The sequence below is a fragment of the Aequorivita todarodis genome, from assembly GCF_028561335.1.
Taxonomy (GTDB): Bacteria; Bacteroidota; Bacteroidia; order Flavobacteriales; family Flavobacteriaceae; genus Aequorivita; species Aequorivita todarodis.
On record NZ_JAQQTG010000020.1, the window covers coordinates 135,407 to 159,680 of the forward strand.

General features: G+C 42.5%; 32 protein-coding genes. 19 read left to right on the forward strand and 13 right to left on the reverse strand.

The window, feature by feature from the left end; all coding sequences use genetic code 11:
• Positions 1-7: 7 nt before the first annotated feature.
• Genes POV26_RS09880 through POV26_RS09930 form a run of 11 tightly spaced genes read left to right on the forward strand, consistent with a single transcriptional unit; the run spans position 8 to position 8,255 of the window.
• Complete coding sequence (locus tag POV26_RS09880; RefSeq protein ID WP_272856311.1) at positions 8-391, forward strand: VOC family protein; 384 nt, start codon at positions 8-10, stop codon at positions 389-391.
• A gap of 32 nt (positions 392-423) precedes the next feature.
• Positions 424-924, forward strand: a complete 501-nt coding sequence (locus POV26_RS09885) for a hypothetical protein (protein ID WP_272856312.1) — start codon at positions 424-426, stop codon at positions 922-924.
• Positions 925-936: 12 nt separating this feature from the next.
• Positions 937-1,398, forward strand: coding sequence for an OsmC family protein (locus POV26_RS09890; RefSeq protein ID WP_272856313.1), 462 nt, complete (start codon positions 937-939; stop codon positions 1,396-1,398).
• Positions 1,398-2,300, forward strand: a complete 903-nt coding sequence (locus POV26_RS09895; protein WP_272856314.1) for an ABC transporter ATP-binding protein — start codon at positions 1,398-1,400, stop codon at positions 2,298-2,300. Before POV26_RS09890 ends, POV26_RS09895 begins: the two co-directional genes overlap by 1 nt.
• Entirely contained in the window at positions 2,300-3,076 is a 777-nt protein-coding gene (locus POV26_RS09900) for an ABC transporter ATP-binding protein (protein ID WP_272856315.1), read from the forward strand. The genes POV26_RS09895 and POV26_RS09900 overlap by 1 nt, the downstream gene beginning before the upstream one ends.
• Before the next feature lie 48 nt (positions 3,077-3,124).
• Positions 3,125-4,231, forward strand: a complete 1,107-nt coding sequence (locus tag POV26_RS09905; RefSeq protein WP_272856316.1) for an ABC transporter permease — start codon at positions 3,125-3,127, stop codon at positions 4,229-4,231.
• Positions 4,231-5,352 carry an ABC transporter permease gene (locus POV26_RS09910; RefSeq protein WP_272856317.1) on the forward strand — a complete coding sequence of 374 codons (1,122 nt, stop codon included), beginning with the start codon at positions 4,231-4,233 and terminating at the stop codon, positions 5,350-5,352. The genes POV26_RS09905 and POV26_RS09910 overlap by 1 nt, the downstream gene beginning before the upstream one ends.
• Positions 5,352-6,101: an LOG family protein gene (locus POV26_RS09915; protein ID WP_272856318.1), complete on the forward strand. Its 750-nt coding sequence runs from the start codon at positions 5,352-5,354 to the stop codon at positions 6,099-6,101. The genes POV26_RS09910 and POV26_RS09915 overlap by 1 nt, the downstream gene beginning before the upstream one ends.
• Before the next feature lie 11 nt (positions 6,102-6,112).
• Positions 6,113-6,505: a hypothetical protein gene (locus POV26_RS09920; protein ID WP_272856319.1), complete on the forward strand. Its 393-nt coding sequence runs from the start codon at positions 6,113-6,115 to the stop codon at positions 6,503-6,505.
• Complete coding sequence (locus POV26_RS09925; protein ID WP_272856320.1) at positions 6,502-7,401, forward strand: hypothetical protein; 900 nt, start codon at positions 6,502-6,504, stop codon at positions 7,399-7,401. Before POV26_RS09920 ends, POV26_RS09925 begins: the two co-directional genes overlap by 4 nt.
• A gap of 11 nt (positions 7,402-7,412) precedes the next feature.
• Positions 7,413-8,255, forward strand: a complete 843-nt coding sequence (locus tag POV26_RS09930) for a restriction endonuclease (RefSeq protein ID WP_272856321.1) — start codon at positions 7,413-7,415, stop codon at positions 8,253-8,255.
• 28 nt (positions 8,256-8,283) lie between these two features.
• Here the strand turns inward: POV26_RS09930 and POV26_RS09935 are convergent, their stop codons facing one another.
• From POV26_RS09935 to POV26_RS09960, 6 genes are read right to left on the reverse strand one after another with little or no spacing between them, the layout of a single operon-like run.
• Positions 8,284-9,654, reverse strand: a complete 1,371-nt coding sequence (locus tag POV26_RS09935; RefSeq protein ID WP_272856322.1) for an MBL fold metallo-hydrolase — start codon at positions 9,652-9,654, stop codon at positions 8,284-8,286.
• Between the two features lie 2 nt (positions 9,655-9,656).
• Positions 9,657-10,499, reverse strand: coding sequence for an ATP cone domain-containing protein (locus POV26_RS09940; protein ID WP_272856323.1), 843 nt, complete (start codon positions 10,497-10,499; stop codon positions 9,657-9,659).
• An 8-nt stretch (positions 10,500-10,507) separates the two neighbouring features.
• Complete coding sequence (locus POV26_RS09945; RefSeq protein WP_272856324.1) at positions 10,508-11,359, reverse strand: universal stress protein; 852 nt, start codon at positions 11,357-11,359, stop codon at positions 10,508-10,510.
• Positions 11,360-11,403: 44 nt separating this feature from the next.
• Positions 11,404-12,255 (reverse strand): universal stress protein, encoded by an 852-nt coding sequence (locus POV26_RS09950; protein ID WP_272856325.1) that lies wholly within the window; start codon positions 12,253-12,255, stop codon positions 11,404-11,406.
• 11 nt (positions 12,256-12,266) lie between these two features.
• Positions 12,267-13,115, reverse strand: coding sequence for a universal stress protein (locus tag POV26_RS09955; RefSeq protein ID WP_272856326.1), 849 nt, complete (start codon positions 13,113-13,115; stop codon positions 12,267-12,269).
• Positions 13,116-13,137: 22 nt separating this feature from the next.
• Entirely contained in the window at positions 13,138-14,052 is a 915-nt protein-coding gene (locus POV26_RS09960; RefSeq protein ID WP_336375902.1) for a universal stress protein, read from the reverse strand.
• A 73-nt stretch (positions 14,053-14,125) separates the two neighbouring features.
• Between POV26_RS09960 and POV26_RS09965 the strand changes: the two genes are divergently transcribed.
• Entirely contained in the window at positions 14,126-14,350 is a 225-nt protein-coding gene (locus POV26_RS09965; RefSeq protein ID WP_045080031.1) for a hypothetical protein, read from the forward strand.
• Between the two features lie 49 nt (positions 14,351-14,399).
• On the opposite strand, the gene POV26_RS09970 is transcribed toward POV26_RS09965, so the two are convergent.
• From POV26_RS09970 to POV26_RS09980, 3 genes are all read right to left on the reverse strand, one after another.
• Positions 14,400-15,239: a universal stress protein gene (locus tag POV26_RS09970; protein ID WP_272856327.1), complete on the reverse strand. Its 840-nt coding sequence runs from the start codon at positions 15,237-15,239 to the stop codon at positions 14,400-14,402.
• An 88-nt stretch (positions 15,240-15,327) separates the two neighbouring features.
• Positions 15,328-16,380, reverse strand: a complete 1,053-nt coding sequence (locus POV26_RS09975) for a response regulator (RefSeq protein ID WP_272856328.1) — start codon at positions 16,378-16,380, stop codon at positions 15,328-15,330.
• Position 16,381: 1 nt separating this feature from the next.
• On the reverse strand, positions 16,382-17,617 hold the full coding sequence (locus POV26_RS09980; RefSeq protein ID WP_272856329.1) for a PAS domain-containing sensor histidine kinase: 1,236 nt from the start codon (positions 17,615-17,617) through the stop codon (positions 16,382-16,384).
• Positions 17,618-17,730: 113 nt separating this feature from the next.
• Between POV26_RS09980 and POV26_RS09985 the strand changes: the two genes are divergently transcribed.
• The 7 genes from POV26_RS09985 (at position 17,731) to POV26_RS10015 (ending at position 22,251) form a co-directional block, all read left to right on the forward strand.
• The gene (locus tag POV26_RS09985; RefSeq protein WP_272856330.1) at positions 17,731-18,135 is read left to right on the forward strand and encodes a hypothetical protein; all 405 of its coding nucleotides are present in this window, start codon (positions 17,731-17,733) and stop codon (positions 18,133-18,135) included.
• A 71-nt stretch (positions 18,136-18,206) separates the two neighbouring features.
• The gene (locus POV26_RS09990) at positions 18,207-19,070 is read left to right on the forward strand and encodes an RsiV family protein (protein ID WP_272856331.1); all 864 of its coding nucleotides are present in this window, start codon (positions 18,207-18,209) and stop codon (positions 19,068-19,070) included.
• Positions 19,071-19,275: 205 nt separating this feature from the next.
• On the forward strand, positions 19,276-19,578 hold the full coding sequence (gene trxA / locus POV26_RS09995) for a thioredoxin (RefSeq protein WP_045080036.1): 303 nt from the start codon (positions 19,276-19,278) through the stop codon (positions 19,576-19,578).
• Positions 19,578-20,249, forward strand: coding sequence for a deoxyribose-phosphate aldolase (gene deoC, locus POV26_RS10000; protein ID WP_272856332.1), 672 nt, complete (start codon positions 19,578-19,580; stop codon positions 20,247-20,249). The genes trxA and deoC overlap by 1 nt, the downstream gene beginning before the upstream one ends.
• A complete protein-coding gene (gene deoD, locus POV26_RS10005) occupies positions 20,233-20,934 on the forward strand; it encodes a purine-nucleoside phosphorylase (RefSeq protein ID WP_272856333.1) in 702 nt (233 codons plus the stop codon). Before deoC ends, deoD begins: the two co-directional genes overlap by 17 nt.
• Before the next feature lie 21 nt (positions 20,935-20,955).
• Positions 20,956-21,765 carry a helix-turn-helix domain-containing protein gene (locus POV26_RS10010; RefSeq protein WP_272856334.1) on the forward strand — a complete coding sequence of 270 codons (810 nt, stop codon included), beginning with the start codon at positions 20,956-20,958 and terminating at the stop codon, positions 21,763-21,765.
• 42 nt (positions 21,766-21,807) lie between these two features.
• Positions 21,808-22,251, forward strand: a complete 444-nt coding sequence (locus POV26_RS10015) for a hypothetical protein (protein WP_272856335.1) — start codon at positions 21,808-21,810, stop codon at positions 22,249-22,251.
• Positions 22,252-22,327: 76 nt separating this feature from the next.
• Here POV26_RS10015 and POV26_RS10020 read toward each other — a convergent pair whose 3' ends face one another.
• From POV26_RS10020 to POV26_RS10035, 4 genes are all read right to left on the reverse strand, one after another.
• On the reverse strand, positions 22,328-23,164 hold the full coding sequence (locus POV26_RS10020; protein ID WP_272856336.1) for a universal stress protein: 837 nt from the start codon (positions 23,162-23,164) through the stop codon (positions 22,328-22,330).
• A gap of 12 nt (positions 23,165-23,176) precedes the next feature.
• The gene (gene hpf / locus POV26_RS10025; protein ID WP_062619342.1) at positions 23,177-23,476 is read right to left on the reverse strand and encodes a ribosome hibernation-promoting factor, HPF/YfiA family; all 300 of its coding nucleotides are present in this window, start codon (positions 23,474-23,476) and stop codon (positions 23,177-23,179) included.
• Between the two features lie 149 nt (positions 23,477-23,625).
• Positions 23,626-23,832, reverse strand: a complete 207-nt coding sequence (locus tag POV26_RS10030) for a YgaP family membrane protein (RefSeq protein WP_062619344.1) — start codon at positions 23,830-23,832, stop codon at positions 23,626-23,628.
• A 75-nt stretch (positions 23,833-23,907) separates the two neighbouring features.
• On the reverse strand, positions 23,908-24,213 hold the full coding sequence (locus POV26_RS10035) for a hypothetical protein (RefSeq protein ID WP_272856337.1): 306 nt from the start codon (positions 24,211-24,213) through the stop codon (positions 23,908-23,910).
• Positions 24,214-24,274: the final 61 nt, after the last annotated feature.

The following is a 24,274-nucleotide window of genomic DNA, read 5'->3' on the forward strand; positions in this document are numbered from 1 at the left end:
TAGCATTATGGAAACAATTGAATTTATTCTTTATGTCGCTGATCAGGCCCGGAGCGCGGAATTTTACGAGGGACTCCTCAAAACAAGTCCGAGTTTGAACGTGCCGGGGATGACGGAATTCAACCTTTCGGAAACCGTCAAACTGGGGGTGATGCCGGAAAGTGGTATTTCGAACATTCTTGGCCCGGCAATGCCGCATCCCAAAACAGCTAACGGCATCCCGCGTTGTGAATTATATTTAAAGGTATCAAACCCCTCAGACTTTATTGAGCGGGCAATCCAATTGGGCGGAAAGAAGATTAGTGAACTGCAAGCACGTAATTGGGGCGATACCGTGGGATACATCGCCGATTTGGACGGGCATGTAATCGCTTTCGCCACAAAAAAATAAATCCTAAACTATAAACCCTAAACATTTATACTATGAAAAAAACAATCTTATCATTAGCAATTCTTTCAGCTTTATTAATAAGCTGCAACGAAACAAAACACAAGCACGAAAATACTGACACCGTTGAAACCACTGAAGGAGTCCACGAACATGAAATGGAAGAAATGGCTGCCGAAACCCACACCATGTACAATTCTTGGGTTAACGAAATAAAACTGGACAATGGCAACAAATGGGAAGCCAATCTGGAAACAACTGAAGGGGTGGACAAAATGCTCAATTTGGTTAAAACCAGCGATCCAAAAACCGTGGAAGATTACCATACACTTGCGTCAAAACTGAACGAGGATAAAAATTATGTGGTAAAAAAATGTACCATGGAAGGTCCGTCGCACGACAACCTACACGTTTTTCTACATCCACTTATCGAAAAAATTGAGGCTTTAGGAAAGGTTTCAAGCACAGATGAAGGGGCTGAAGTTACCGCGAACATTCAAGAAAATCTGGAAGGATATTACGATTATTTTCAATAAGAAATATTTAGAATGATGGAAAAACACAGTTATAACGTAGATATCACCTGGCGCGAGGACCGGAAGGGAATGATGTGCTCGCCGGAATTGGCCGAGGGCAATTCGCATTCGGCCAATTGTATAGAGGTGGCCACTCCACCCGAATTCCCAAAGGGAATGCCCAATATTTGGTCGCCCGAACATCTTTTTACAGCCTCTGTGAGCAGTTGTTTGATGACCACTTTCTTGGCAATTGCCGAAAACTCAAAATTGGAATTTTCGGGTTTCAGCTGCAAATCGAAAGGCGTACTGGAAAGAGTAGACGGTAAATATGCAATGACCGAAGTAATTCTGGAACCCACCGTAACCATTAAAGACGAAAAGGATCGCGAACGCGCGGAGCGTATCCTTCAAAAATCGGAGTCGGCTTGTTTGATCTCTAATTCAATAAAATCGAAGGTTACGATGGAAGTCACCGTCAAAGTTGAAGCGTAATGGGTATTTCCCTCAGCAATATCAGCAAATCCTATAAAAAGGTAAAAGCGGTTCAGGACATTTCGTTCAAGGTGAATCCAGGCGAACTCTTTGGCCTAATCGGGCCCGATGGCGCCGGGAAAACCACCATTTTCAGGATTTTGACCACACTGTTAATTCCTGATAAAGGTACTGCCACCGTTGCTGGATTTGATGTTGTAAAAGATTTTAAGGCTATTCGCAAGGCCGTAGGCTATATGCCCGGGCGGTTTTCGCTTTACCAGGATTTGACGGTGGAGGAAAACCTGACGTTTTTCGCCACTATTTTCGGGACGACGATTGAGGAGAACTACGATCTGATCGAGGATATTTACGTTCAAATAGAACCATTTAAAGATAGGCGCGCAGGAAAACTCTCCGGCGGGATGAAGCAAAAACTCGCCCTTTCCTGCGCCTTGATCCACAAACCGAAAGTACTTTTTTTGGACGAGCCCACAACCGGCGTTGACCCGGTTTCGCGAAAGGAATTTTGGGAAATGTTGAAACGTTTACAGAAAAAAGGGATTACCATTTTGGTCTCAACGCCCTATATGGACGAGGCGGCATTATGCGATAGGATTGCCTTGATACAGGGCGGCGAGATTTTGGAAATCGACACCCCCGAAGCCATTGTAAGCCAATTCCCGAAAACCATTTACAATGTGGGCGCAGATAATATGTACAAATTGATCCAATCGCTGCAGCAATACGAGCACGTGTACAGCGTCTTTCCGTTTGGCGAATTTGTGCACTACACCGACCAAAGGGATTCATTTGAAATGGCCGATCTGCAATCCTATCTGGAAAAAGAAGGTCTGACAGATATCAACATTGAAGTAACACATCCGAACATTGAGGATGCTTTTATGGAATTAGCGCGGTAATGAAAGAAGAAAATGTAATAGAAGTCAATCAATTAACCAAAACATTTGGTGATTTCACAGCTGTAAACACAATCAGTTTTGAAGTCAAAAAAGGTGAAATCTTTGGGTTTTTGGGAGCGAACGGCGCAGGAAAAACCACGGCTATGAAAATGCTTATAGGAATCTCAAAGCCTTCCTCGGGTGAAGCTACCGTCGCGGGTTTTGACGTGTATTCCCAGCCGGAATCCATCAAGAAGAACATTGGCTACATGAGCCAGAAATTTGCGCTTTACGACGATTTAACCGTAAAGGAAAACATCACATTCTTTGGAGGGATCTATGGGTTGCCGAGAAAAAAAATATGGGAGAAAAGGGAGCAATTGATTTCGGAATTGGGCTTGGAAAACATCAGCAACAAATTGGTGGGCTCCCTGCCCTTGGGTTGGAAACAAAAGCTGTCGTTTTCGGTTTCGCTTTTGCACGACCCCAAGATTGTTTTTCTGGATGAGCCCACGGGTGGTGTGGATCCCATTACCCGAAGACAGTTTTGGGAAATGATCTATAAAGCCGCCGACCAGGGCACCACTATTTTCGTAACCACGCATTACATGGACGAGGCCGAATACTGCGACCGCGTTTCAATAATGGTGGAAGGAAAAATTGAAGCCCTGGACACGCCGAAGAAACTAAAGGAACAGTTTAAAGTTGATTCGATGAACGATGTGTTTTTGAAATTGGCGAGAATCCCATCCCCGACCCTTCCCAAAGGGAAGGGAGAAAATACTGATTGCAATTAAAAATTAACAGTGAAATAAGTTCTCCCCTTTGGGGAGTTAGAGGGGAAAATGAAACGATTTATAGGTTTTATAAAAAAGGAATTTTACCACATCTTTCGGGATAGGCGGTCGTTGTTTATACTTTTCGGAATGCCCATTGCGCAGATTTTGCTTTTTGGCTTCGCCATTACCAATGAAATAAACAATGTGGATATCGCCATTTTGGACCATTCAAAAGATGCTTCAACCGAAGAGATCATCAATAAGATCTCAGCTTCAAAATATTTCACCGTTAAACAAATTCTGACCCGGGAAGCCGATATAGAGACCGCCTTCAAAAAAGGAAAAATAAAAGCGGTATTGAATTTTGAAAAGCATTTCAGCAGAAATCTAATCAAGCAAAACCAGGCAACCATCCAGATCATAACCGATGCCACCGACCCAAACACGGCCAATTCCATCACCAATTACATCAATGCGATACTTCAAAATTATCAGCAGGAAAAAAACAGAGCGATAGTAGTGGAATATCAGATAATTCCGCAGACACGGATGGTTTACAACCCGGAACTCAAAAGTGTGTTTATGTTCGTCCCCGGCGTGATGACAATTATTTTGATGTTGGTTTCGGCTATGATGACCTCCATCTCCATCACTCGTGAAAAGGAATTGGGGACAATGGAAATCCTCTTGGTTTCGCCCTTAAAACCTTTTCAGGTTATTATCGGGAAAGTGGTGCCGTACATTTTCCTATCGGTTATAAATGCAGCGGTCATCGTGCTTTTGAGCATTTTCATCTTTAAGATGCCATTGCAGGGCAGTTTGATTTTACTCGGCCTGGAGAGTGTGCTGTTTATTATCACTTCCCTTGCTTTGGGAATATTAATCTCCACCATCGCGGAAACGCAGCAATCGGCCATGATGATTTCGCTGATGGGCTTGATGCTGCCCGTGATATTACTTTCCGGGTTTATTTTCCCCATTTCGAGCATGCCGGTGGCCCTTCAGGTAATCAGCAACATCATTCCCGCTAAATGGTTTATCATCATCATTAAAGGCATTATGCTAAAAGGGGTGGGAATGGCCTTTATTTGGAAGGAAACGCTGATCTTGATGGGGATGACGCTTTTCTTTATTGGCTTGAGTGTAAAGAAATATAAAATACGGCTGGAATAATGAAGACCATCGGCTACATAATACAAAAGGAATTCAAGCAGATTTTTAGAAATAAAGGGATGTTGCCTATCATATTTATCCTTCCGATTTTGCAGCTCGTTATTCTCTCCAATGCGGCCACCTACGAGGTGAAAAACATCAAGTTTGCGTACATAGATTACGACCGCACCTCAACCTCCCGCGCGCTGATTGAAAAGTTCAATGCCTCTACCTTTTTCAACGTTCTGACCGATTTTCCCTCGCAGGAAAAAGCCAGTGCCGCGATGCTTTCGGGCGAAGTGGATGTGGTAATGGAAATTCCGAGCCATTTTGAACGAAATCTGCTAAAGGAAAAAACGGCCGATCTTTCCATCACCATAAACGCCATCGATGGCGCGGCGGCGGGGGTGGAAAGCGGTTACGTAAACCAGATTGTGCACAGTTTTAACCAAGACGTGAAAATGACCATATTGGACACTTCAAAAAAAGTGGCGCAGCCCGTGACCATTCAGGCGATTCCCTCCTTTTGGTACAATACCACGCTGGATTATAAAACCTTTATGGTACCGGGGATTTTGGTTTTGTTGGTAACGATGATAACCCTGTTTCTCTCCGGGATGAACATTGTTCGCGAAAAGGAAATAGGCACATTGGAGCAAATAAACGTAACGCCCATCCGCAAAAGTCAGTTTATTATCGGTAAACTTTTTCCGTTTTGGATCATTGGAATGGGGCTGCTGACCATAGGGTTGATTCTCGCAAAAGTGATCTTCAACACGCCCATGCTGGGGAGTCTGCTACTGCTGTACGCCTATACTTCCATTTATATTTTGGTAATTCTCGGGATGGGACTGCTCATTTCAAATTTTACCGATACGCAGCAGCAGGCCATGTTTATTGCCTGGTTTTTTGTCGTGATCTTTATTTTAATGAGCGGCCTTTTCACACCTATTGAAAGCATGCCAAAATGGGCGCAGATTGTTACCGAATTCAACCCTATAAAATATTTTGTGGAGATTGTGCGAATGGTTCTGCTGAAAGGATCCGGCTTGGGCGACATTTTACCGCAAATGCTGAAAACGTTGCTTTTCGCAATACTTATGAACGTATTGGCGGTTTGGAGTTATAAAAAAGTGAACTAATGGATAAAAAACCTAAATATCACCTGCAAAGAACGGAATCTCCTTTTTTGAAAGGGCCGCGCTCCAGACTCAAGGAGCTTTGGTTTACCTTTAAAGTGCAGTACAACTTCATAAAAGGATTCCGGAAAATGCACTTTATTGGGCCCTGCGTAACGGTCTATGGTTCCGCCAGGTTTGAACCGGATTCCGCCCATTATAAAAATGCCGAAAAGATAGGCGCTGAACTTTCAAAACTGGGTTTCACCATTATGACCGGCGGTGGCCCCGGCATTATGGAAGCCGCCAACAAAGGGGCTTACGAAGCAGGTGGGTATTCGGTGGGGGTAAATATTATCCTTCCGTTTGAGCAAAAACCCAATCCGTATCTGCACAAATGGATCGACATTCCCTATTTCTTCGTCCGCAAATTCCTGTTGATGAAATACTCCTACGCCTTTGTGGTCATGCCCGGCGGCATGGGCACACTGGACGAACTTTTTGAAGCCATCACGCTGATACAAACCCAGATCATCCAAAACTTTCCGATCGTAATTTTTGATAGAAGCTATCACAAGGAATTGATTGAACATATTGAACTGATGGTTGAAAACGAAAGCATCAGTCCTGAGGATTTGGACCTAATCTTTGTGACCGATTCGGCAGAGGAAGTGGTTGAGCACATAAAAATCCAAGCCATTGAGCGATTTGGCTTGGTGAAGAAGCAATACAAGCCAAAGTGGTGGTATTGGGAAAATCGAAGGAAGTTTTAGAAGATAATACTATGAAATCAAAGAAAATATCCAGATATATAATTGTAGGAATATTGATTGTCTTTGCCTTAGTTACGGTATTTATGAGCAGTTCCGTCCTATTCGACTGGTTTGGCATCCGCGCCAAAGAAGGAAACTTCGTGCCCTTTATTGTGAAGACAAATCTGACAATGGGTATTGTGTATTTAATCGCGGCCTATGGCTATATAAAATCAGAAAATTGGACACTTTGGCTCATGCTATCAACAGTACTAATTTTGATTTTCGCCTTCGTAGCATTATTTATCCATATTCAGGCGGGCGGGCTATACGAAACCAAAACCATAGCGGCAATGACATTTCGGATTGTGTTTACCATACTAATTGCGGGACTTATGCACTTTACCACAATTAGAAAAAAATGAATTATTTATTCCACATAGCATTTATTCTTTTGTGGAGTACAAACGCCTTTACCCAAAAAGAGAGAGATACCCTTCCAAAACTCAACCTCTCAAAGATTGCCCACATTAACCAAAGCGATAGCTACATAACGTTTCCCACAGATAATGGCAACATAGAGCCGCTGATGTTCGAGGCCAACCTCAACCCCAATTTTGTGGTCAGAAAAAGGGCAGATTCAAGGCTGATGATGGTTTTGACGCCCCAGATTACCATTAGAATGTTCAACGAAGAATCGTACCCGGTAAAAACGCCAAGTTATATTCCGCAACTCACGCTGTATTACCTCTTCGGCTATCCCGATTTGGCGCATCACACCACCATGTTCGGAAAATTGGCTCACCATTCCAACGGGCAGGATGGCAATTTTTACAATAGCGATGGCTCCATCAACCTGCGATCGGGAAACTTTGCGACCAATTTTTTTGAAATCGGTTTTATCGATACCTCATACGGCTCTCAAGTAAATGCAGTAAAATTCTTTAAAAGTTCTTTGGAAATCCATCCCAAAGGCTGGATGCTCGAAGAATTGCAGGGTCAATATAGCGGTCTCCGTTGGCACAATTCATTTTTCGCTTACAAACTTCCTCTGGACCGGGATTTTTTCAGTAAGAAAAGAAAAGCTAACTTTTCAGTGAAAATTGAAACCACTTGGATGTTAGATAAAATAAATGATTGGAAAACCGTTGAAACCAAACGCTTCAGCGGGGCATTGACTTTTTATTACCACCCCAAGTTTTTGGAGGATATCGGGTTTTTCGTAAAATTTTATCACGGTTTGGATTATTACAATATTTACTTTAGGCATCAACTGGATATAATCCGTTTCGGTTTAATGACGGAAATTTTGCGATTTTAAATCAATTTATTATGAAAAACAAAAGCATAGAAATAGTAAAATTCAATGGAGAAATTGAAGAGTTTAAAGTTGAAAAACTAAAAACTTCCCTTAGGCGCAGCAAAGCTTCCGAAAGCGAAATAGACGAAATCGTGGAACATATCATGCCAACGCTCTACGACGGCATGCCTTCCAAGGAAATCTATAAAAAAGCTTTTTCGCAGTTAAAGAAACACAATCGCACTTCGGCTTCCAAATACAGTTTGAAACGGGCAATTCTGGATTTGGGCCCCACAGGCTATCCTTTTGAACAGTTGGTAAGTGCCTTGCTGAAGCATCACGGCTATAGAACGCAAGTTGGCATTATTATGCAGGGCGAATGCGTAACCCACGAAGTTGACGTTCTGGCCGAAAAAGACGGCAACACCTACACCGTAGAATGCAAGTTCCATTCAGACCCACGGGCGGTAAGTAACGTAAAAGTTCCGCTCTACATCAACTCCCGCTTTCTCGACATTCAAAACAGCTGGAACAGCGACCCCGCAAAAACTTCGCATTTAAAACAAGGCTGGTTGGTAACCAACACCCGTTTTTCTAAGGATGCCATTGATTATTCCCAATGTGTGGGACTTCAATTATTAAGTTGGGATTATCCCGAAAACAACGGAATAAAACAGAACGTAGATAAGTTTGCCCTCTACCCCATTACCACATTAACAACCTTGACCAAACACGAAAAACACCTTCTAATTGAAAAGAATATTATCCTCACCAAAGAACTTTACGAATCGTCCTTTTTACTTGATAAAATTGGTGTTTCGTCTGTGAGAAAAAATAGAGTTTTAAGTGAAATCAAAAAACTGTGCAATTTATAGTTAGCGAGCAGTATAAAATGATTGATTATTACACCAAAATTTCCTTTATTTCATACAACTTCGGAATACTTACTTTCCAACCATAACTATCCCGCAATTTAACCCGCAGGGCATCCTGGGCCGTGGGTTCCCCGTGAATAAGAAATGTTTCCTCGGGTATGTTTTTAATATTGCTTGTCCAATCCAAAAGCCCCTGCTGGTCTGCGTGTGCCGAAAGGCTTTCAATATGATGGATTTCAGCTTTTACGGGATAGTATTTTCCGAAGAATTTCAATTCGTGTGCGTCTTCCAGCATTTGCCTGCCGCGCGTTCCTTCAGCTTGGTAGCCTACCAATAAAACGGTTGTATTGGCTTTATCTATCATCTGTTTCAGATAGGTTAAAACCCTTCCGCCAGTAACCATTCCACTACCGGCAATTACCACTTTTGGCTGCGGATTGTCAATGGTTTTCCAAGTATCTTTATAGGAAGAAATAATGTGCATCCGATTGGTCATGGTATTGAACTCCTTCACCGACATTTTATGCCAATCGGGAAAATTTTGAAATACCGAAAGCACATTGTTGCCCATTGGGCTATCGATAAATATGGGTATGTTCGGAATTCGGTTTTCGTTATACAGTTTCCAAAGCAGAAACATCAAGGTCTGTAAACGCTCCACCGCAAAGGAAGGAATTATCAAATTGCCACGGTTGTGGATAGTTTTATTGATAAGCTCCACCAATTTATCTGAAACGCTTTCCTGCGGATGATTTTTGTTTCCGTAGGTACTTTCCATAAAAAGATAATCCGCCCACTCCGGTTTTTTGGGTGGATAAAGCAGTAAATCGTGCTCCCTGCCAATATCTCCGGAAAAGACGAAAGTTTTGCCGAAAATTTCCAGCTCGATAAAAGTTGCTCCGATAATATGCCCGTTATACCTGAAACGATATTTGATGTTTTCCGAAAGTTCAAACCATTCATCTCTTGCGTTAGATTGAAAAAATCCCAGGGTCACTTCGGCTTCCTGCACGCTATAAAATGGTTCGGCGGGTTTGTGTTTGGAATAGCCTTCCTCATTGGCTTTTTCGGCTTCCTCTTCGTGGATTTTAGCACTGTCCAACAAAATTATTTTAGTGATTGCAAGCGTGGGTGCCGTGCCAATAATTTTTCCGCGGAAACCTTGTTTTACCAATCGCGGCAGATAGCCCGTATGGTCCAAATGGCCGTGGGTAAGCAGGACAACATCAATCTCTGAAACATCAATTGGCAGTTGTTCCCAATTTTTTTCACGCAGCTCTTTTAGACCTTGGAACATACCGCAGTCTATCAATAAATTCTTTTCCGAAGTTTCAATTAAATACTTTGAACCTGTTACGGTTCCCGCAGCTCCGAGGAAATGTATTTTTACTTTTTGCATAATCAACTCTTTTGGCACAAAATGTTTATTTCCTCTAAAATCCGCGCTTTCCGCTTTTCCGAAACTCCCAAATGGTCGAGATAAAATTGGTCGTCTATCAACTGTTTGCAAAGCACCACATCGCGACTGAGGAGAAATTGCTTTTCGCGCTGACTGAGCAAGGTAGAAACGGTTACAGGATAAAGCCCCAAACGGTCTATGCGGTCCTTGATGCCGTTATCTTTCGGGAAATCCCAACTTAAAAGGTAAAGGCCAACGCATTTGCCGTAGGTCAAGGCGTCTTCGGTGAATCGCGTATTGGTGACCACCCAGCCTTCATTCGGCTTTTCCCCCTTGTTGCCGTCACCGTAATTGTTGAGTATATCGCGATAACGGGAATGTATGTAGAGCGGCACCTTTACATTGCAATTTCGCCCTTCATCACTGTGGAACTTACATTCGGCAACTATATATTGGCCGTTTTTGTGCGCTACCACATCTACCTCGTGGGTTACGCACTTACCGTTCAAAAATTGGCCCGTCTTTACATCATAACCGCTGTAATATAAAATGGCGCCCACAAATTTCTCAAATGGAAATCCCGTGGGACCCAACTCATAGATTGCTTTTTTCAACTTGTATTTTGAAGCGTAACCTTTTTTCTTTTTCTTCAGAAGTGCAAAGGCACGATTATAGATTTCCTTGGTTGAAATACCCTGATAAAGTTCATCGCGGACGTTATTGGCAATTTCGTTGACCAAGGCCTCCTCTGCGCCGCTTTTCCGAAGGGAATTTTTCAGTTTTTCAATTGAAAATATGGCCCGTTCACCCGAATGCTTTATTACTTCAATGGCATTGTTTTTCATAATTAAGGTTAGTTTCTGGTATCGTGGAGTGCCAGGATGGGTACTTTGGAATGGATGCCGAGACTTTTAACCAACGGATTTGAAAAAACACTGCCAAAGAACCAATGCTTTCTGTTCACAAAAGCTATCATCCCGCTATTTTGCTGGTCTGCAAAGGACAGCACGCCCTCCTTTACGCCCTTATGTTCAAGCCAGTGGTAGGTATATTTTACTTCGCTGAAATGGTTTTCCAATTCCTTCCGATTGTTCCTTTGCCTTTCCGAAAGGTCCTTCTCCTTGCCAAGGTGCAGGATTTGGATTTCTGAATTTCCGAGCTGTGCAATCTTCACAAAGGTTTTCATTTCCCGCTCGTTAAAATGGGTCTTAAAGTTGGTGGGGAAAACGATGCTGCCTATCTTTTTATAGGAAACATTGGCGGGCACGGCAAGCACGGCACAGCCTCTGATGTTTTCCATTACATTTACGGAGTTTCTGCCGTATGCTACCTTGGTATCGTCTGTTATACCGCGGGTTCCCATAACTATAAGGTCTATTTTATCGCGCATTACCTTCTCTTCCAACAACTCGATAAGGGTTCCAAATTTGTGGTCGAAATAAACGGTATGTTTTGGATTGTCTGCCAATAATCCCACTTTCTTTTTCAACCATTCCATTCTTTCGCCCGAAAGCCTTGCTGCCCTATCATAATCCGCCGGTTCGGGTTCAGGAAACAACACGTTGCCCTTGGCCGAACGCGCTAAAAAATAGGAATGGAAAATGTGAAACGTACAATCTTCCTCCGCAAAAAGCTCGAACGCATAAACAATGGCATTGAAGGCATTTTTTGAATAATCGGTAGGGATTAAAACTTGCTTTTGCATAACCAACTTTTTTGTTTTGATTCACATTAAATTTTTATAAGTACTCAATTTCTCAAATCGTGCATCGCCAGCAACGGTACATTGGCGTGCTTTCCGAGTTCTTTGACCATGGGGTTGGAAAAAACACTCCCAAAGAAATTGTGCTTTTTGTTCACAATGGCAATCATCTCGCTCTGTCGGCTCTGTACAAAACAGCGCACCCCGTCGTTTATGTCAACGTCGTATAGTGTATGGTGGGTAAAACTGGCGGCTTCCAAAATTTTCTCCAGCAACGCCTTATTTTCCTGCTGGGCTTTGGTCAAGCCTTTATTGTTCTGAATATGTAAGATACGGATTGGGGAATTGGTACAGCGCGAAATATCTACCAAAGTGGCCAGTTCCCTCTCTTTATAGTGCGTTCTATAACTTGTGGGGAAAACAATTTCATTCGGGTCCTTGAACAACACATTTGAAGGAATAGCGAGCACCGGGCAATTCCTGATTTTTTCCATCGCATTTACTGCATTGCTGCCCAAAATCACGGTCTTATTGTCCGTTTCGCCTTGGGTTCCCATAATTACCAATTCTATATCCTGCTTTTCAACCGTTTTCTTCATTACGTCGAAAAAGGAACCAAATTCGCTTAAATAATGAAAGCTGTGGCTATCATTTTCTTCGTAAAAAGCCATTTGCACCTTTAGTTTCTCCATATTTTTCTCCGAAGCTTCCCGAACTTTTTGCAGGGCTTCTTCCGTAGGCTCTGGGCTCAAAAGGTTCTCTTTTGAATACCCGGAAAGATAATAGGTGTGCAGCAAAAAAAAATCCGCAGGTTCCCTTTTATAGAGCTCCATAGCATATTTTATGGCGTTCCAGGCGTTTCTTGAAAAATCTGTAGGTATCAATATTCGCTTTTTCATCTTCTGAAATTTTAATTCTTAATAGGAATAACCAAAGTAGGCGTATGGGTATGCTTCCCTACCCTACTTACCACGGGTTCCCTAAAAAGTTGCTTTAGGAAAGCGTGCTTGTGGTACACGAGGGCCAGTAAATCCATATTTCGTCCATCAATAAAGTTATGAAGGGTTTTTGAGATATTGTCCTTTTTCGGAATAAAATGGAACTCGGTATCATATTCCGTGAGGTCGTTTTTATAATGTTCCAGATTTTGCTGTTGTAGGACGTCCAAATCGCCTTCCGCACCTACGTGGACCACGTGCAAATTTGAATTGTACTGGCGTACCAACCGAACGATGGGCCGCAGTTTTGAAAGTTGGTAGAAATCGTTAAAATCCGTTGCAAACGCAATGTTTGTGGGAATTACGTAATCCACTTCGCGCGGAACAATGAGCAACGGGCAACCTTCCAACGATTTGGTGATTTTAACCGTCGTGCTCCCCACAAGTACGTCCTCGGCACCCGTGCGGCCCTTGCTGCCCATAACCACGAGGTCTATTCCTTCGGTGGCAACCAATTTATTGATGGTTTTTGACAGGGTTGCCGGCGTGGAAATCACTTCAAATTTGTGTGCAACCTTGGAAGAATCCAGTGTTATTTGATGCACCAATTGCTGGCCGTCCTCATCAGATTGTCGGTACAATTTTTCAATTATATTTTCTGAACGGCCTATGTCCACACGGCTCGTTAGCTTCCCCACTTCTTCCCCAAAAGAATGGAGAATGGTTATTTGCAGTGCTTCATCGCTAAAAAGTTTTGTGGCATAAAACAAGGCCGCATAGGCGTTTTTGGAGAAATCGGTTGGAACGAGGATTTTTTTCATTGTCAATATGTAATTAAAAGGTTTATCTCGGTAAATTTTGAAGTACTAAAAAGGGAATGTCAATTTTTAACCCAATCTTTTCAATGGTTGACTGGTAGAGTATATTTTCCAGATAGGAATGGCGCGTATTGACCATCACCAGCATATCTATGGGATTTTCAATTATGAAAGTGTTGATGGCCTTGGTAACATTTGTCCCGCCTTTTTGATGGAAATTTATTTGGTTGTCGCAGAAGGCCGCTTCCAAAAATTTCCTGTTATCCTGCTGTCGCAAGGAAAGGGTTGGAAATTTTGAAACGTAGAGAAAATCTACTTTGGTAGCGAAGCATTTGGCAATGGTGCTCACCAGTTTCAGTTCGCGGCGTTTGTAGGGCAACAAATAATCTGTGGGAAACAACAAGTTTTTAGGATGCACATCGCCATAAACGGCAGGAATGGCGAGCACGGGGCATTTCACATATTTTATTACCTGCAGCGTGTTGCTACCGAAGGTTATTTTTTTATCGGCGGTTTCACCTTTGGTGCCCATAACCACCACGTCTATATTCTCCTTTTCTACCCAATCGTTTACCGAATCCACCAACAGGCCAAATTCGGCAATGGTATGCAATGTATGCTTTGGATTTGGGGAAAAGCTGAGGATTTGTTTTCGGGTTTCCTCAAGATTTTCCTTTGCTTTTTGAAGCGCCTTTTCCTGCAATTCCTCAAAAACAGCATCGGCCAAGCGGGCCTTGTCCTCATACACCGAATCGGAAAAAGCGTGGAGCAAATATATCTCGGTGGGGCCGTGCTTAAATAGCTCAGTAGCGTATTTAATGGCGTTCATTGCATTGTCCGAAAAGTCTGTGGGAATCAATATTTTTCGCATGGCGGTCTGTTTTTGAATGATTACGTAAATATAACCATTACAGTACAGTAAAACTATGATAAATATCAATCAACAGCCTGATTTTTAAGGAATCCTTAAGAGTGCGCAAGCCGTTTATTTCGTAATTTAAAACTAAAAAGCTATGAAACTTTCCGCTATCACATATCTCGTACTAACCACATTCGTGCTCGTTACAGTCGCAATATTTGCGGCTATGGATTTTCCGTTCGGGTGGGTATTTTATTTGACCGTTTTGGGACAAGCGCTTTTAATATTCTCGGTCTTTAAGGTTTTAAGGGACAGCTATACCACCGATAAAACCTTTAAGGATTTTTATGAAGACCATCCTATTGGCCAAGAGGAATGATTTGGTTTTTGGTATTTGGTATTCGGTATTTTGAATTTTGAATTTCAACTCACTCGTGGAGCACCAAAAAAGGCACATTCACCGAATAGCTCACCGATTTTACGGCAGGCCGCAACAGTAACCGCTGGATAAGGTTTAAGTTTTTTGCCACGATGGAAACAAGACTGATGTCCCAAGTTTCCACAAAATCCTGTATTCCTATTTCCAACTCTTTATTTTCCACAAAATGGAAACTGTGCTTTTTATCCTTGAAAAAGTAATGCAAAAACCCCTTGTTGTCGGTCTGTGCCGCGGTAAGCCCCGTATTTTGGGCTTTTATATGAAGCACCCTAAGCGGCGAACGATGCAGGTCCAACGTCTCCGAAAGTCTGGTGATTATTTTGTTGCGATAAATACAGTTGTAATCGGTTAAAAAGGCGATGTTCTTAATGCCGTTGAACTTGGCGTTTTCCGGAATCACGAGAATGGGACATTTCACTTTGGTAATCACATCGCAGGTATTGCTGCCCATTTCCCCGCCATTAATTTTAGTAGTTCCCTTGGTGCCCATCAAAATATAATCGATTTCCTTTTCAATTACATTTTTTCTAATGGCTTCGACCAAGTTAAGGTTTTCGTGAAGGGGGAAAAAGCTATGGGCTGGGTTTTGGGAACGGATTTGGTATTTCCTTATTTCTTCCCGCAGCGTAGCAGAAGTGCTTTGAACCGTCTGCATTTCAGTATCAAAGTCAGAAAAAAGCTCCTGTTCCTCTTCCTTAGTAATTGTATGTGTGTGCGAAACATGAAGGATATAAAAATTCACCGCAACATCGGAAAAATATGCAAGTGCATACGCAATGGCGTTCTGTGCATTTTCTGAAAAATCCGTCGGGATTAGTATATTCATCATAGCATCATAATCTTACCGACAAAAATATCTGTATGGGTCGGGACAGAAAATGATAAAAATCAGCTTTGGGAAAAAAGAGCTCGGAGTCTCAATCTATATCGCGCAGACTTTCCAAATCTACAATGCGGATGTCGCGGCCCTCAATTTCAATGATGCCATCTTTCTTAAAATCTGAAAGGGTCCTGATAAGGCTTTCCGTAGCAATCCCAGCAGTAGTGGCGAGGTCGTTTCTTGAAATTCGGAGCGGTGCCTCGGGCTTTTTATCCATAATCTCCACAAATTGAAGAATGGTGCTCGCCGTCTTTTTCCTGACTGAACTGTAGGCCATTTTAACCAATTGCTGCTTTATCTCGGAAAGGTTATCGGTCAAAAGGTTCATCAATTCCAAGGAAACATCTTGACTTTTCTTGAGAATATCGCGCACATAGGTTTTTGAAATTCCCACAACCTCCGTTTCTTCCACGGCTGTGGCGGTCTCGTTATAGGGAATGTTATCGTCAAAGGAAGTGAAGCCTAAAAAGTCATCGGCTTTGTAGAGTCCAGTAATAAGTTCCTTTGCATTGGCATCCATCGTATGTGTTTTTACTACGCCTTTCAAAATTAGGAACATACTGTTTGAGTGGTCGCCTTTTCGGTAAATTGTTTCGCCTTTTTTATAGTTGGACACTTCGCCTTCATCACAAAAAAAGTTCTTTAGCTGGTTCAGGTTTTGGGGGTTTTCGTCGTCCTCGGCATTGTCCTTTTCCTTACTGCTTTCGCGCATGGCCAGAATACTTGCCTTGGCCAACCTGCTTTCAATGGCGCTCAGCAATTCCTGCTCGTCAAAGGGTTTGGTGAGGTAATCGTCCGCGCCCATGTCCATGCCCTTGCGTATTTCCTTATGCTCCGTTTTTGCGGATAGAAAGATAAAGGGAATATGTTTCGTTTTTTCTTCCGAAGCAACACTCTCAAGCACACCGTAGCCATCAATTTCCGGCATCATTATGTCGCAAATAATAATGTTCGGGTTTTCGCTTTTAGCCTTTTGAATGCCAATTTTGCCGTTTGGCGCCGTAAAAACCTTGTATCCGGAAAGCTCCAAAAGTTCGGCGGTGTTTTCTCTTAATGCGGTATCGTCTTCAATAAGAAGTATTGTCTTCATACTATTCGGTAGTATTTTTGTTGGGGAAAGTAATGGTAAACGTGCTGCCCTTGCCCTCCTCGCTTTCAAAGATAATGGTGCCACCGAGACTTTCCAAGTGGCTTTTCACAATGTTCAGGCCAATGCCGGTGCCTTGGTCCAGCAGCGCATTTTCAGCCCTAAAATATCTGTTGAAAATATATTTCTGTTCCTTTTCGGGAATACCCATGCCCTCATCTTTAATCTTTATGGTGAGCGCCTCCTTTTCCTTTATAACCTCCACATCAATCAAAGTGTGCGCAGGCGAATATTTTATGGCGTTGTTTATAAGATTGGTAAGCGAAAGCTCAAGGATTTTTTCATCAAAATTAACCGAGATATCGTCAATATTCTGCGGATAATTTATACGCTGGCCTTCCTTTAAGAGCATGTTTGCGTTGTAGATTACCTCGTTCACCACTTTGCTCAGCGGGAAGGTATCAAATTTATAAGTGGCCTTCCCTGATTCCAGACGTTCAATGGAAAGGAAGTCGTTCAAAATATTATTCAAGTATTTAACCTTACTCTGGATGGTTTTCAAGTGCTTTTCACGCTTGTCCTGTTGGTCGGTTTCGGTGTATTTCCCCGCAAGGGTAGCCGAGGTGAGTATCCCGCTCAATGGGGTTTTAAATTCGTGGGAAACCAAGGATAGGAATTTGGTTTTCAATTCGTTGAGTTCCCGCTCCTTGCGCAGCGATTCCAGAATTTTGTATTCCGCTTCCTTGCGTTTGGCCACTTCTTCCTTTAGCTCTTTGATGGTCTGTTTCAGTTCCTTGGTGCGGGCCTCAACTTTTTGCTCCAATTGCATGTTGAGCTCTATAATTTCCCGCTCCTGGCCTTTCCGCACGGAAATATCGGTTACCAGGGCCATCACGTATTTGCTCCCGTAAATCTCAAACGGGTTCAGCCCTGCCTCCACGGGGAAAACACTGCCATCCTTGCGCCGCCCGTACAGATCGCGCCCGTGGCCCATTTGGCGCGGGTCGCTTTTTTCCATATACTCGTCCACTTGTTGGGTATGGATGTGTCTGTACTCCCGGGGAATGAGCAGGTTTATATTTTCGCCCAAAAGCTCTTTGGGGCCATAGCCAAACATTCGGTCGGCAGCCTCATTGGAGGTTACAATTTCCTGCTTTTCGTTAACGATTACAATGCCTTCGGAAATGGCTTCGGAAAGAATCCTAAAAATATTTCCCTTTTTTTCCTCAAATACTTTCACGACGCTAAAATACGCAAATTAAACAGTTTTGGAATAACTGATTTATATCATAGATTAATACGGCTTGGTCCTCTATTTTTACCGTTTAAAACAATTTTGAAAAATTTAATCCTATGGGAGCCATGGAGAAGCCACAATTGCTTTTTTACCAAAAAATGGGCGAGCTGTTTTACGCTATAGCCGCCGCCGACAAAGTGGTGCGAAAGGCCGAGTACGATATGTTGAAGAAAATCGTTTCCGAGCAATGGAAAGACCTCGACGATTATGAAGACCCCTTCCATACCGATGCCGCCTATCAAATAGAAGTGGTCTTTGACTGGTTTGATTATGAACAATTGGACGCCAACGACTGCTTTGACAGCTTTGCCGATTATAAAAAGGACAATCCACAACTCTTTACCGACGAGCGGAAAAAACTGATCTGGAAAACGGCCAACGCCATTGCGGGCTCCTTCGCCGGGAAGAACAAAAGCGAATTGATCATGCTCGCCAAATTGAAAAACTTGCTGAGCCAGTAATCCTAAAAAATTCCTGCCTGTTTTCGGTATAAAAAAGGTTTGCGTATTTTTAAACGATAAATCGAATTAAAATGAAAAACCTACTGCCCTATCTCTTGCTCATACTTTTTTTTGGGTGTAAAAACGATCCCAAAAAAGAGGAACCGGACAATGATACCGACTCAATTGAGGAAATAACGGATTCCCTAAAAGTTTCCGACAAAAACCTGGAAAATCAGCAACAGACCCTTATTCTAAAACGCAAGGAACTGTTGGAAAAAACAGATTCGCGCGCCGAAATGGAAAATCTTTTGATTTCCAAATCGTTCAAAAAGCAGGGCGACCATTATCTTTTGGATTTTAAGTACCCCTACCTCAACGAGAAAATCAAACCGCAGTTTGAAAATTTCAACGAATACATCAGCAAATATTATCTGGATGCCAAAGGTGTCGAGAAACAGATTTTAGAGGAAAAGCGGCTCTGCGATTCCTTGGGAATTCCCAAACAGAACGAATTGCGGAAGGTGGATTACAAAATATACAACCTCAACGACCGGCTCATCAGCGTGCTTTTTTACAAAGAAAACCACTATACAGGCGCCGCCCATGCAGCCTATACGTTTGAGACCATGAATTTTGATCTGGAAAGGGCGGTATTTATGAATTATGAGGATTTTTTTAACAATGGTTCCGAAGAAGAATTGCGCGAGATTTTAAATACGCTTTTAAAGGAAAAAATCAATTCCGGGGAAATGTACTACGATTGCTGGGCCATTTCCGCAGATGATTTCTTCGATGCAAAAAACAATTTTGTGATCAACGACGATGTGGTGGAGTTCTATTTTGACGACTGCGTAATCTGCCCCTCCTATACGGGAACCTATTCCATCCAGATTCCGATGGAAATGCTGATGCCCGTTTTGCGGAAGTATAAAAAGAATCCGTTGATTGGTTGATTTATTAGAAGAAAGAAAAAAGAGGAAAGATACCCCAGCCCTAAAGGGAGCTCTCTAAGCTCCTTAAAATAGAGCAGGCTATGCTCCCCTATAGGGGCTGGAGGCGATAACAAATGACACCCCAGCCCTAAAGGGAGCTCTCCAAACTCCTATAAATAGAGCAGGTTATGCTCCCCTTTAGGGGTTGGGGGCAAAAACAAATGATATGAAAAGCAATTTTAAAGACATCATAAATTCGGAAACGCCCGTACTTGTCGATTTTTTTGCCGATTGGTGCGGTCCCTGCAAAATGCTGGCACCCATTCTGAAACAGGTGAAGGATGAATTGGGCGACGACGTAAAAATCGTAAAAATAGACGTTGACAAAAACCAACCCCTGGCTGCACAATTTCAAGTGCGCGGGGTGCCCACGATGATTCTTTTTAAAAACGGAAAGCAACTCTGGCGGCAGAGCGGCGTTCTGCAGAAACACGAACTGGTCTCCATCATCAATCAACATAAAAATTGATGGAACTTAGCCAATATATAGACCACACCCTTTTAAAAGCCACTGCTACGCCCGAAGACATTATAAACCTTTGCAATGAAGCAAAAGAACACAACTTTTATGCGGTTTGCGTAAACAGTTGTTACGTATCCTTAGCTGCAGAAAAATTAAAAAATAGCGATGTAAAAGTAGCTTCGGTCGTGGGTTTTCCTTTGGGCGCAAGTAGCCTTCACCCCAAGGTTTGCGAGGCCGAACAAGCTATAAAGGAGGGTGCCGATGAAATTGATATGGTGCTGAACATCGGCTTTTTAAAAGCCGAAAAGTACAGCGAGGTGCAGAATGAAATCGCCGCTGTGAAAAAAGCCATTGGCGACCGAACCTTAAAGGTAATTCTGGAAACCTGCTATTTAACCGATGCCGAAATACGGACAGCCTGCCATATTTCAAAAAAGGCAGGTGCCGATTTTGTAAAAACCTCCACCGGCTTCGGAACCGGCGGTGCCACGGAAGAAGCCGTGAAAATAATGGTTGCCGAAATAGGCGATAGTTTAAAAATAAAAGCCTCCGGCGGAATAAAAGATGCTGCCACCGCCAAGAAATATATAAAATTGGGCGTGAGCAGAATCGGCACTTCCTCGGGAATCGAGATTGTAACGGCCACCAAAAAAGACACAGATGAGCACACATATTGAAGCCAAGCCCGGAGAAATTGCAGAATCCGTTCTGCTGCCCGGCGACCCATTGCGCGCCAAATGGATTGCGGAAACCTTTCTAAAAAACCCCAAATGTTACAACGACGTGCGCGGCATGTTGGGCTACACGGGTACTTTTAGAGGCAAGCCAATTTCAGTACAGGGAACCGGCATGGGCATTCCTTCGGCCTTGATTTATTGCCATGAGCTTATCAATGATTACGGCGTAAAAAACCTGATCCGCGTGGGGTCTGCAGGTAGCTATCAAAAGGACATCAACATTCGCGACATTGTAATTGCGATGGCGGCATCCTCCACTTCGGGCATCAACAACACCCGCTTTGTAAACTGCGACTACTCGCCCACCGCCGATTTTGACCTGTTTATGAAAGCCGCACTTTACGCAAGGGAAAACAACATTCCCATAAAGGCCGGAAACATACTTTCCAGCGACCAGTTTTATGAAGACGACTTCAACAATTATAAGAAATGGGCCGAGTTTGGCGTGCTTTGCGTAGAAATGGAAGCTGCCGGACTTTACACCATAGCGGCAAAATTCAATGTGAAGGCCTTGGCCATTTTGACCATTTCAGATAGTCTGGTAACGGGGGAAAGCACCACAGCCGAGGAACGCGAGGGCAGTTTTTCAAAAATGATTGAAATTGCCTTGAATACCGTTTTGTAATAATTAATTCATCAAAAAAAAATGGAAAATGGCTTTGAAATACAAACACCACAAAACCATTTTCTGCCAAAATTGGTGGATTATTATTTTTTTATAGACATTCCCGTTTCCGAATTAGCGATGAAAGAAGAGTATGTGCTGCCCTTCCCACGCCTCACTTTTGGTTACTTTTTTGAGCATCCTTTTTTGGTTACCAATCATTCAAAAAATAAATCGGAAACTGCGGAAATGATTATTTCGCGCCTTTCGACGGATCAAATTTCGGTTGCGCCATTGACCGATCGCGTGAAAATACTGGGGGCGCACGTAAAGCCCTTTGCCTTGGCCTATCTCACTAATAAAAACGTTTCGGAATTGCCGTGGGTTATCAATACGAAGGAATTATTCGGAAAAAAAGCCGAATCATTCCAGAAAAAAATTGATACCTGTGCCTCAACCAAAGAAATGTTTGCAGAGGTGGAAAAAATCTTCCGAAATACGGTTTTGGTGAAAGATCTCTCGCAAATTGAAACCGTAATCGCAACAATTGAAGCCGAAAGAGGAAGGGCCTCCATTTCGTTTCTCGCCGATACGGTTGGCGTTTCTACCAGAATGCTTCGGAATTATTTCCATAAATACATCGGCTGCTCTCCGAAAGACTATTTGCAACTGGTGAAATTGAAGCAGTCTGTTTTTCAAATGAAGAACGATCCTTCCTCGCTAACCTCACTTTCCTACGATCAAAATTTTGCCGATCAGGCGCATTTCACCCATACCATAAAAAACATTACCGGCCGAAGCCCAAAAAATATACGGGAAGATCTGCCCGATTTCCGATTCCTACAATTTTAAGAACAGGAAGCTCCATAATTTTGTTTCTTAAATTTAAAGGAAATGAAACGGAAGCAACTTATAAGAATCCATATTGCGGCAACAATTATTGCCGCACTGACCATTGCGAATTTCTTCACATTTTCGCTAATTGCCGAAATTATTGGCGATGCAGATTTTATCAAACAAGTGAAAACGGTTATTCTGTATTGTCTTCCCATTTTAATAATTGCGATGCCCATGCTCGCGCTTTCCGGGAAAAGATTGGCCGGGAAATCCAAAAATCCTATTGTAGTCCAAAAACAAAACAGGATGAAACTCGTGGCCGTTAATGGGGTCTTCTTGATTTCGCTGGCAATTTATCTTTACTATCACGCCAATTTTAAAAACATTGACACCACATTTTTTACCGTTCAAGGCATTGAGTTGCTGCTCGGCGCCATTAATTTGAGTTTGATGGGGCTGAATATTCGGGCTGGAATGAGGCTTGCGGGAAAAATTTCTTAAAAAAAAGCAGGAACCCAAAAATATGAAGTTCCTGCTCTTAACGTTAATTGTTGTCGATAGCAATTAACTAAATTAACTATACTTTAAAGGTCATTACCGGCAAGTCGGAATGGTTTACCACGTCCTCGCCAATACTGCCTGAGAAGAAGTGCGCCAGCCCTTGACGGCCCTGTGTGGGCAGGGCAATAATATCGGCATTGCTCACTTGGCTATAGCCGAAAATTCCCGCTTCCACCGAATACTCGTTGTACTGTACCACCTTGTTCAAGGTTTCCAGCGGATTCTCTTCGCCGGCGCTCTTTAAAAAGTTGAGGATGCGTTTTTCTATTTCGCGGGTACTGCGGAAATCGCCCGCAAGGTTCACATAGAGCATTTCCATTTCAATTCCCAAATCTTCAAACATTTTTTGGGCGCGCTGGTAGGGACCAATTGAGTTTTCCAAAAAGTCGCAGGCAAAAACCCCAACTTCCGGATTGAAATATTCATGACGGTGCTTTATCACCAAAACGGGTATTTCGGAAGTGCGGACTACTTTTTCGGTATTGCTTCCCACAAAAACCTCCTTAAGACCAGAACTGCCGTGCGAGCCCATGATAATTAAATCTGCTCCAAACTCGCGGGCCACATCGTTCAATTCACTAAAAATTTTATAATTGTGGACGGCATCGGTTACGGTTACGTCTTTTAAATAATCTTTATCGAGAAATTCGGCAAAACGCTTTTCTGCCAATTTCATGTAAAACATCGCCTCAAAAGCTTCCTTGCTTTCATCGCGCGTTAAGACTGCGTCGCTAAGACCCATCATATGAACCGCAACAATTTCAGCATTTTGTTTTTTCGCAATATTTGCTGCAACTTCCAATGCATAGTCTGAATGTTCGGAAAAATCTACGGGAACTAATATTTTTTTCATGTTTTTGATCTTTTAGTGGGTTGAGAATTTAGCCTTGCGTTTTTTAAGCTGTTTTTCAAGGTCCGAAATTGTTTCTTTTGCGGCTGCCTCAAACGTAGCCTCTTTTGATGTTGCAAAAATTTTCGGTCCCGGAAGGCTCAATTCCATTTCGCAAATATTGCCTTTGCCGTAAACGTTGTTTTCCAACTTAAAGCTTACGTCGGCCCTAATTAGCCAATCATACTTTTCAGCAAGTTTTTGAAGTTTTTTTTCAACATAATCGTTCATTGCCTCGCTGGTGGGCATTTTCACATACTGAATGTTTATAGTCATGATACTCTGATTTTTTTATTCATCTCAAATATATCCAGAATTTGCGGGTTTTAAAATGACCAAAGTCATATTGTACCCGTATTCACAAAAAAACCCGCTTACAATTTTCTGCAGCGGGATTTGGATTTATTGAATTTTAAAGCGAAACTTTAAGCGCAGCAGCTATCCCCTTCGTCCTTCACGCCAAGTTTTTTAAGGATTTTTTCCATCAAACACCATTTTGTAAATGACGATTGCAAGAGGTTGACGCCCACAAAACCTGTAAACCACAACCAGTTTATGTTTACATATACAGCCAACAAAAGGCTGATTAAAATGAAAGTTCCGGCAATTGCCCTAATATATCTGTTAATCATAATATTGAAATTTTAAAATTAAACAATCTTGTTTGTCCTCTCCATCACCTCCCCTTCGGGGAGGCCGGGAGGGGCCTAAATACTCCGTTCTATGGGTACTACCACCGCATGGATCGGGTTGTTGGTTTCAAGATTTTTATTGAATTCTTTTACCAAACTGAAAAAAGAATCAATCTTTTCATCTTCAGTGAAGGAGAAAAACATACTGCTGTCCGCGCCTCCTTTTTCCGATGGAAACCAACTGGAATTCATCATAAAGGAAGAAGCATTTTTATAGCCCTCAATATCGGAACCGCTATAGCTCTCAATATTCGCTTTTTTAAAAAGTCGCAGCACGTCTTTCTGAAATTCGTCCACAACGGTTACTATTAGTAGTTTCATTGGGTTATTTTCTATTTTTTATTGTTATTGTTTATTGTTATTGTTTATTGTTATTGTTTAT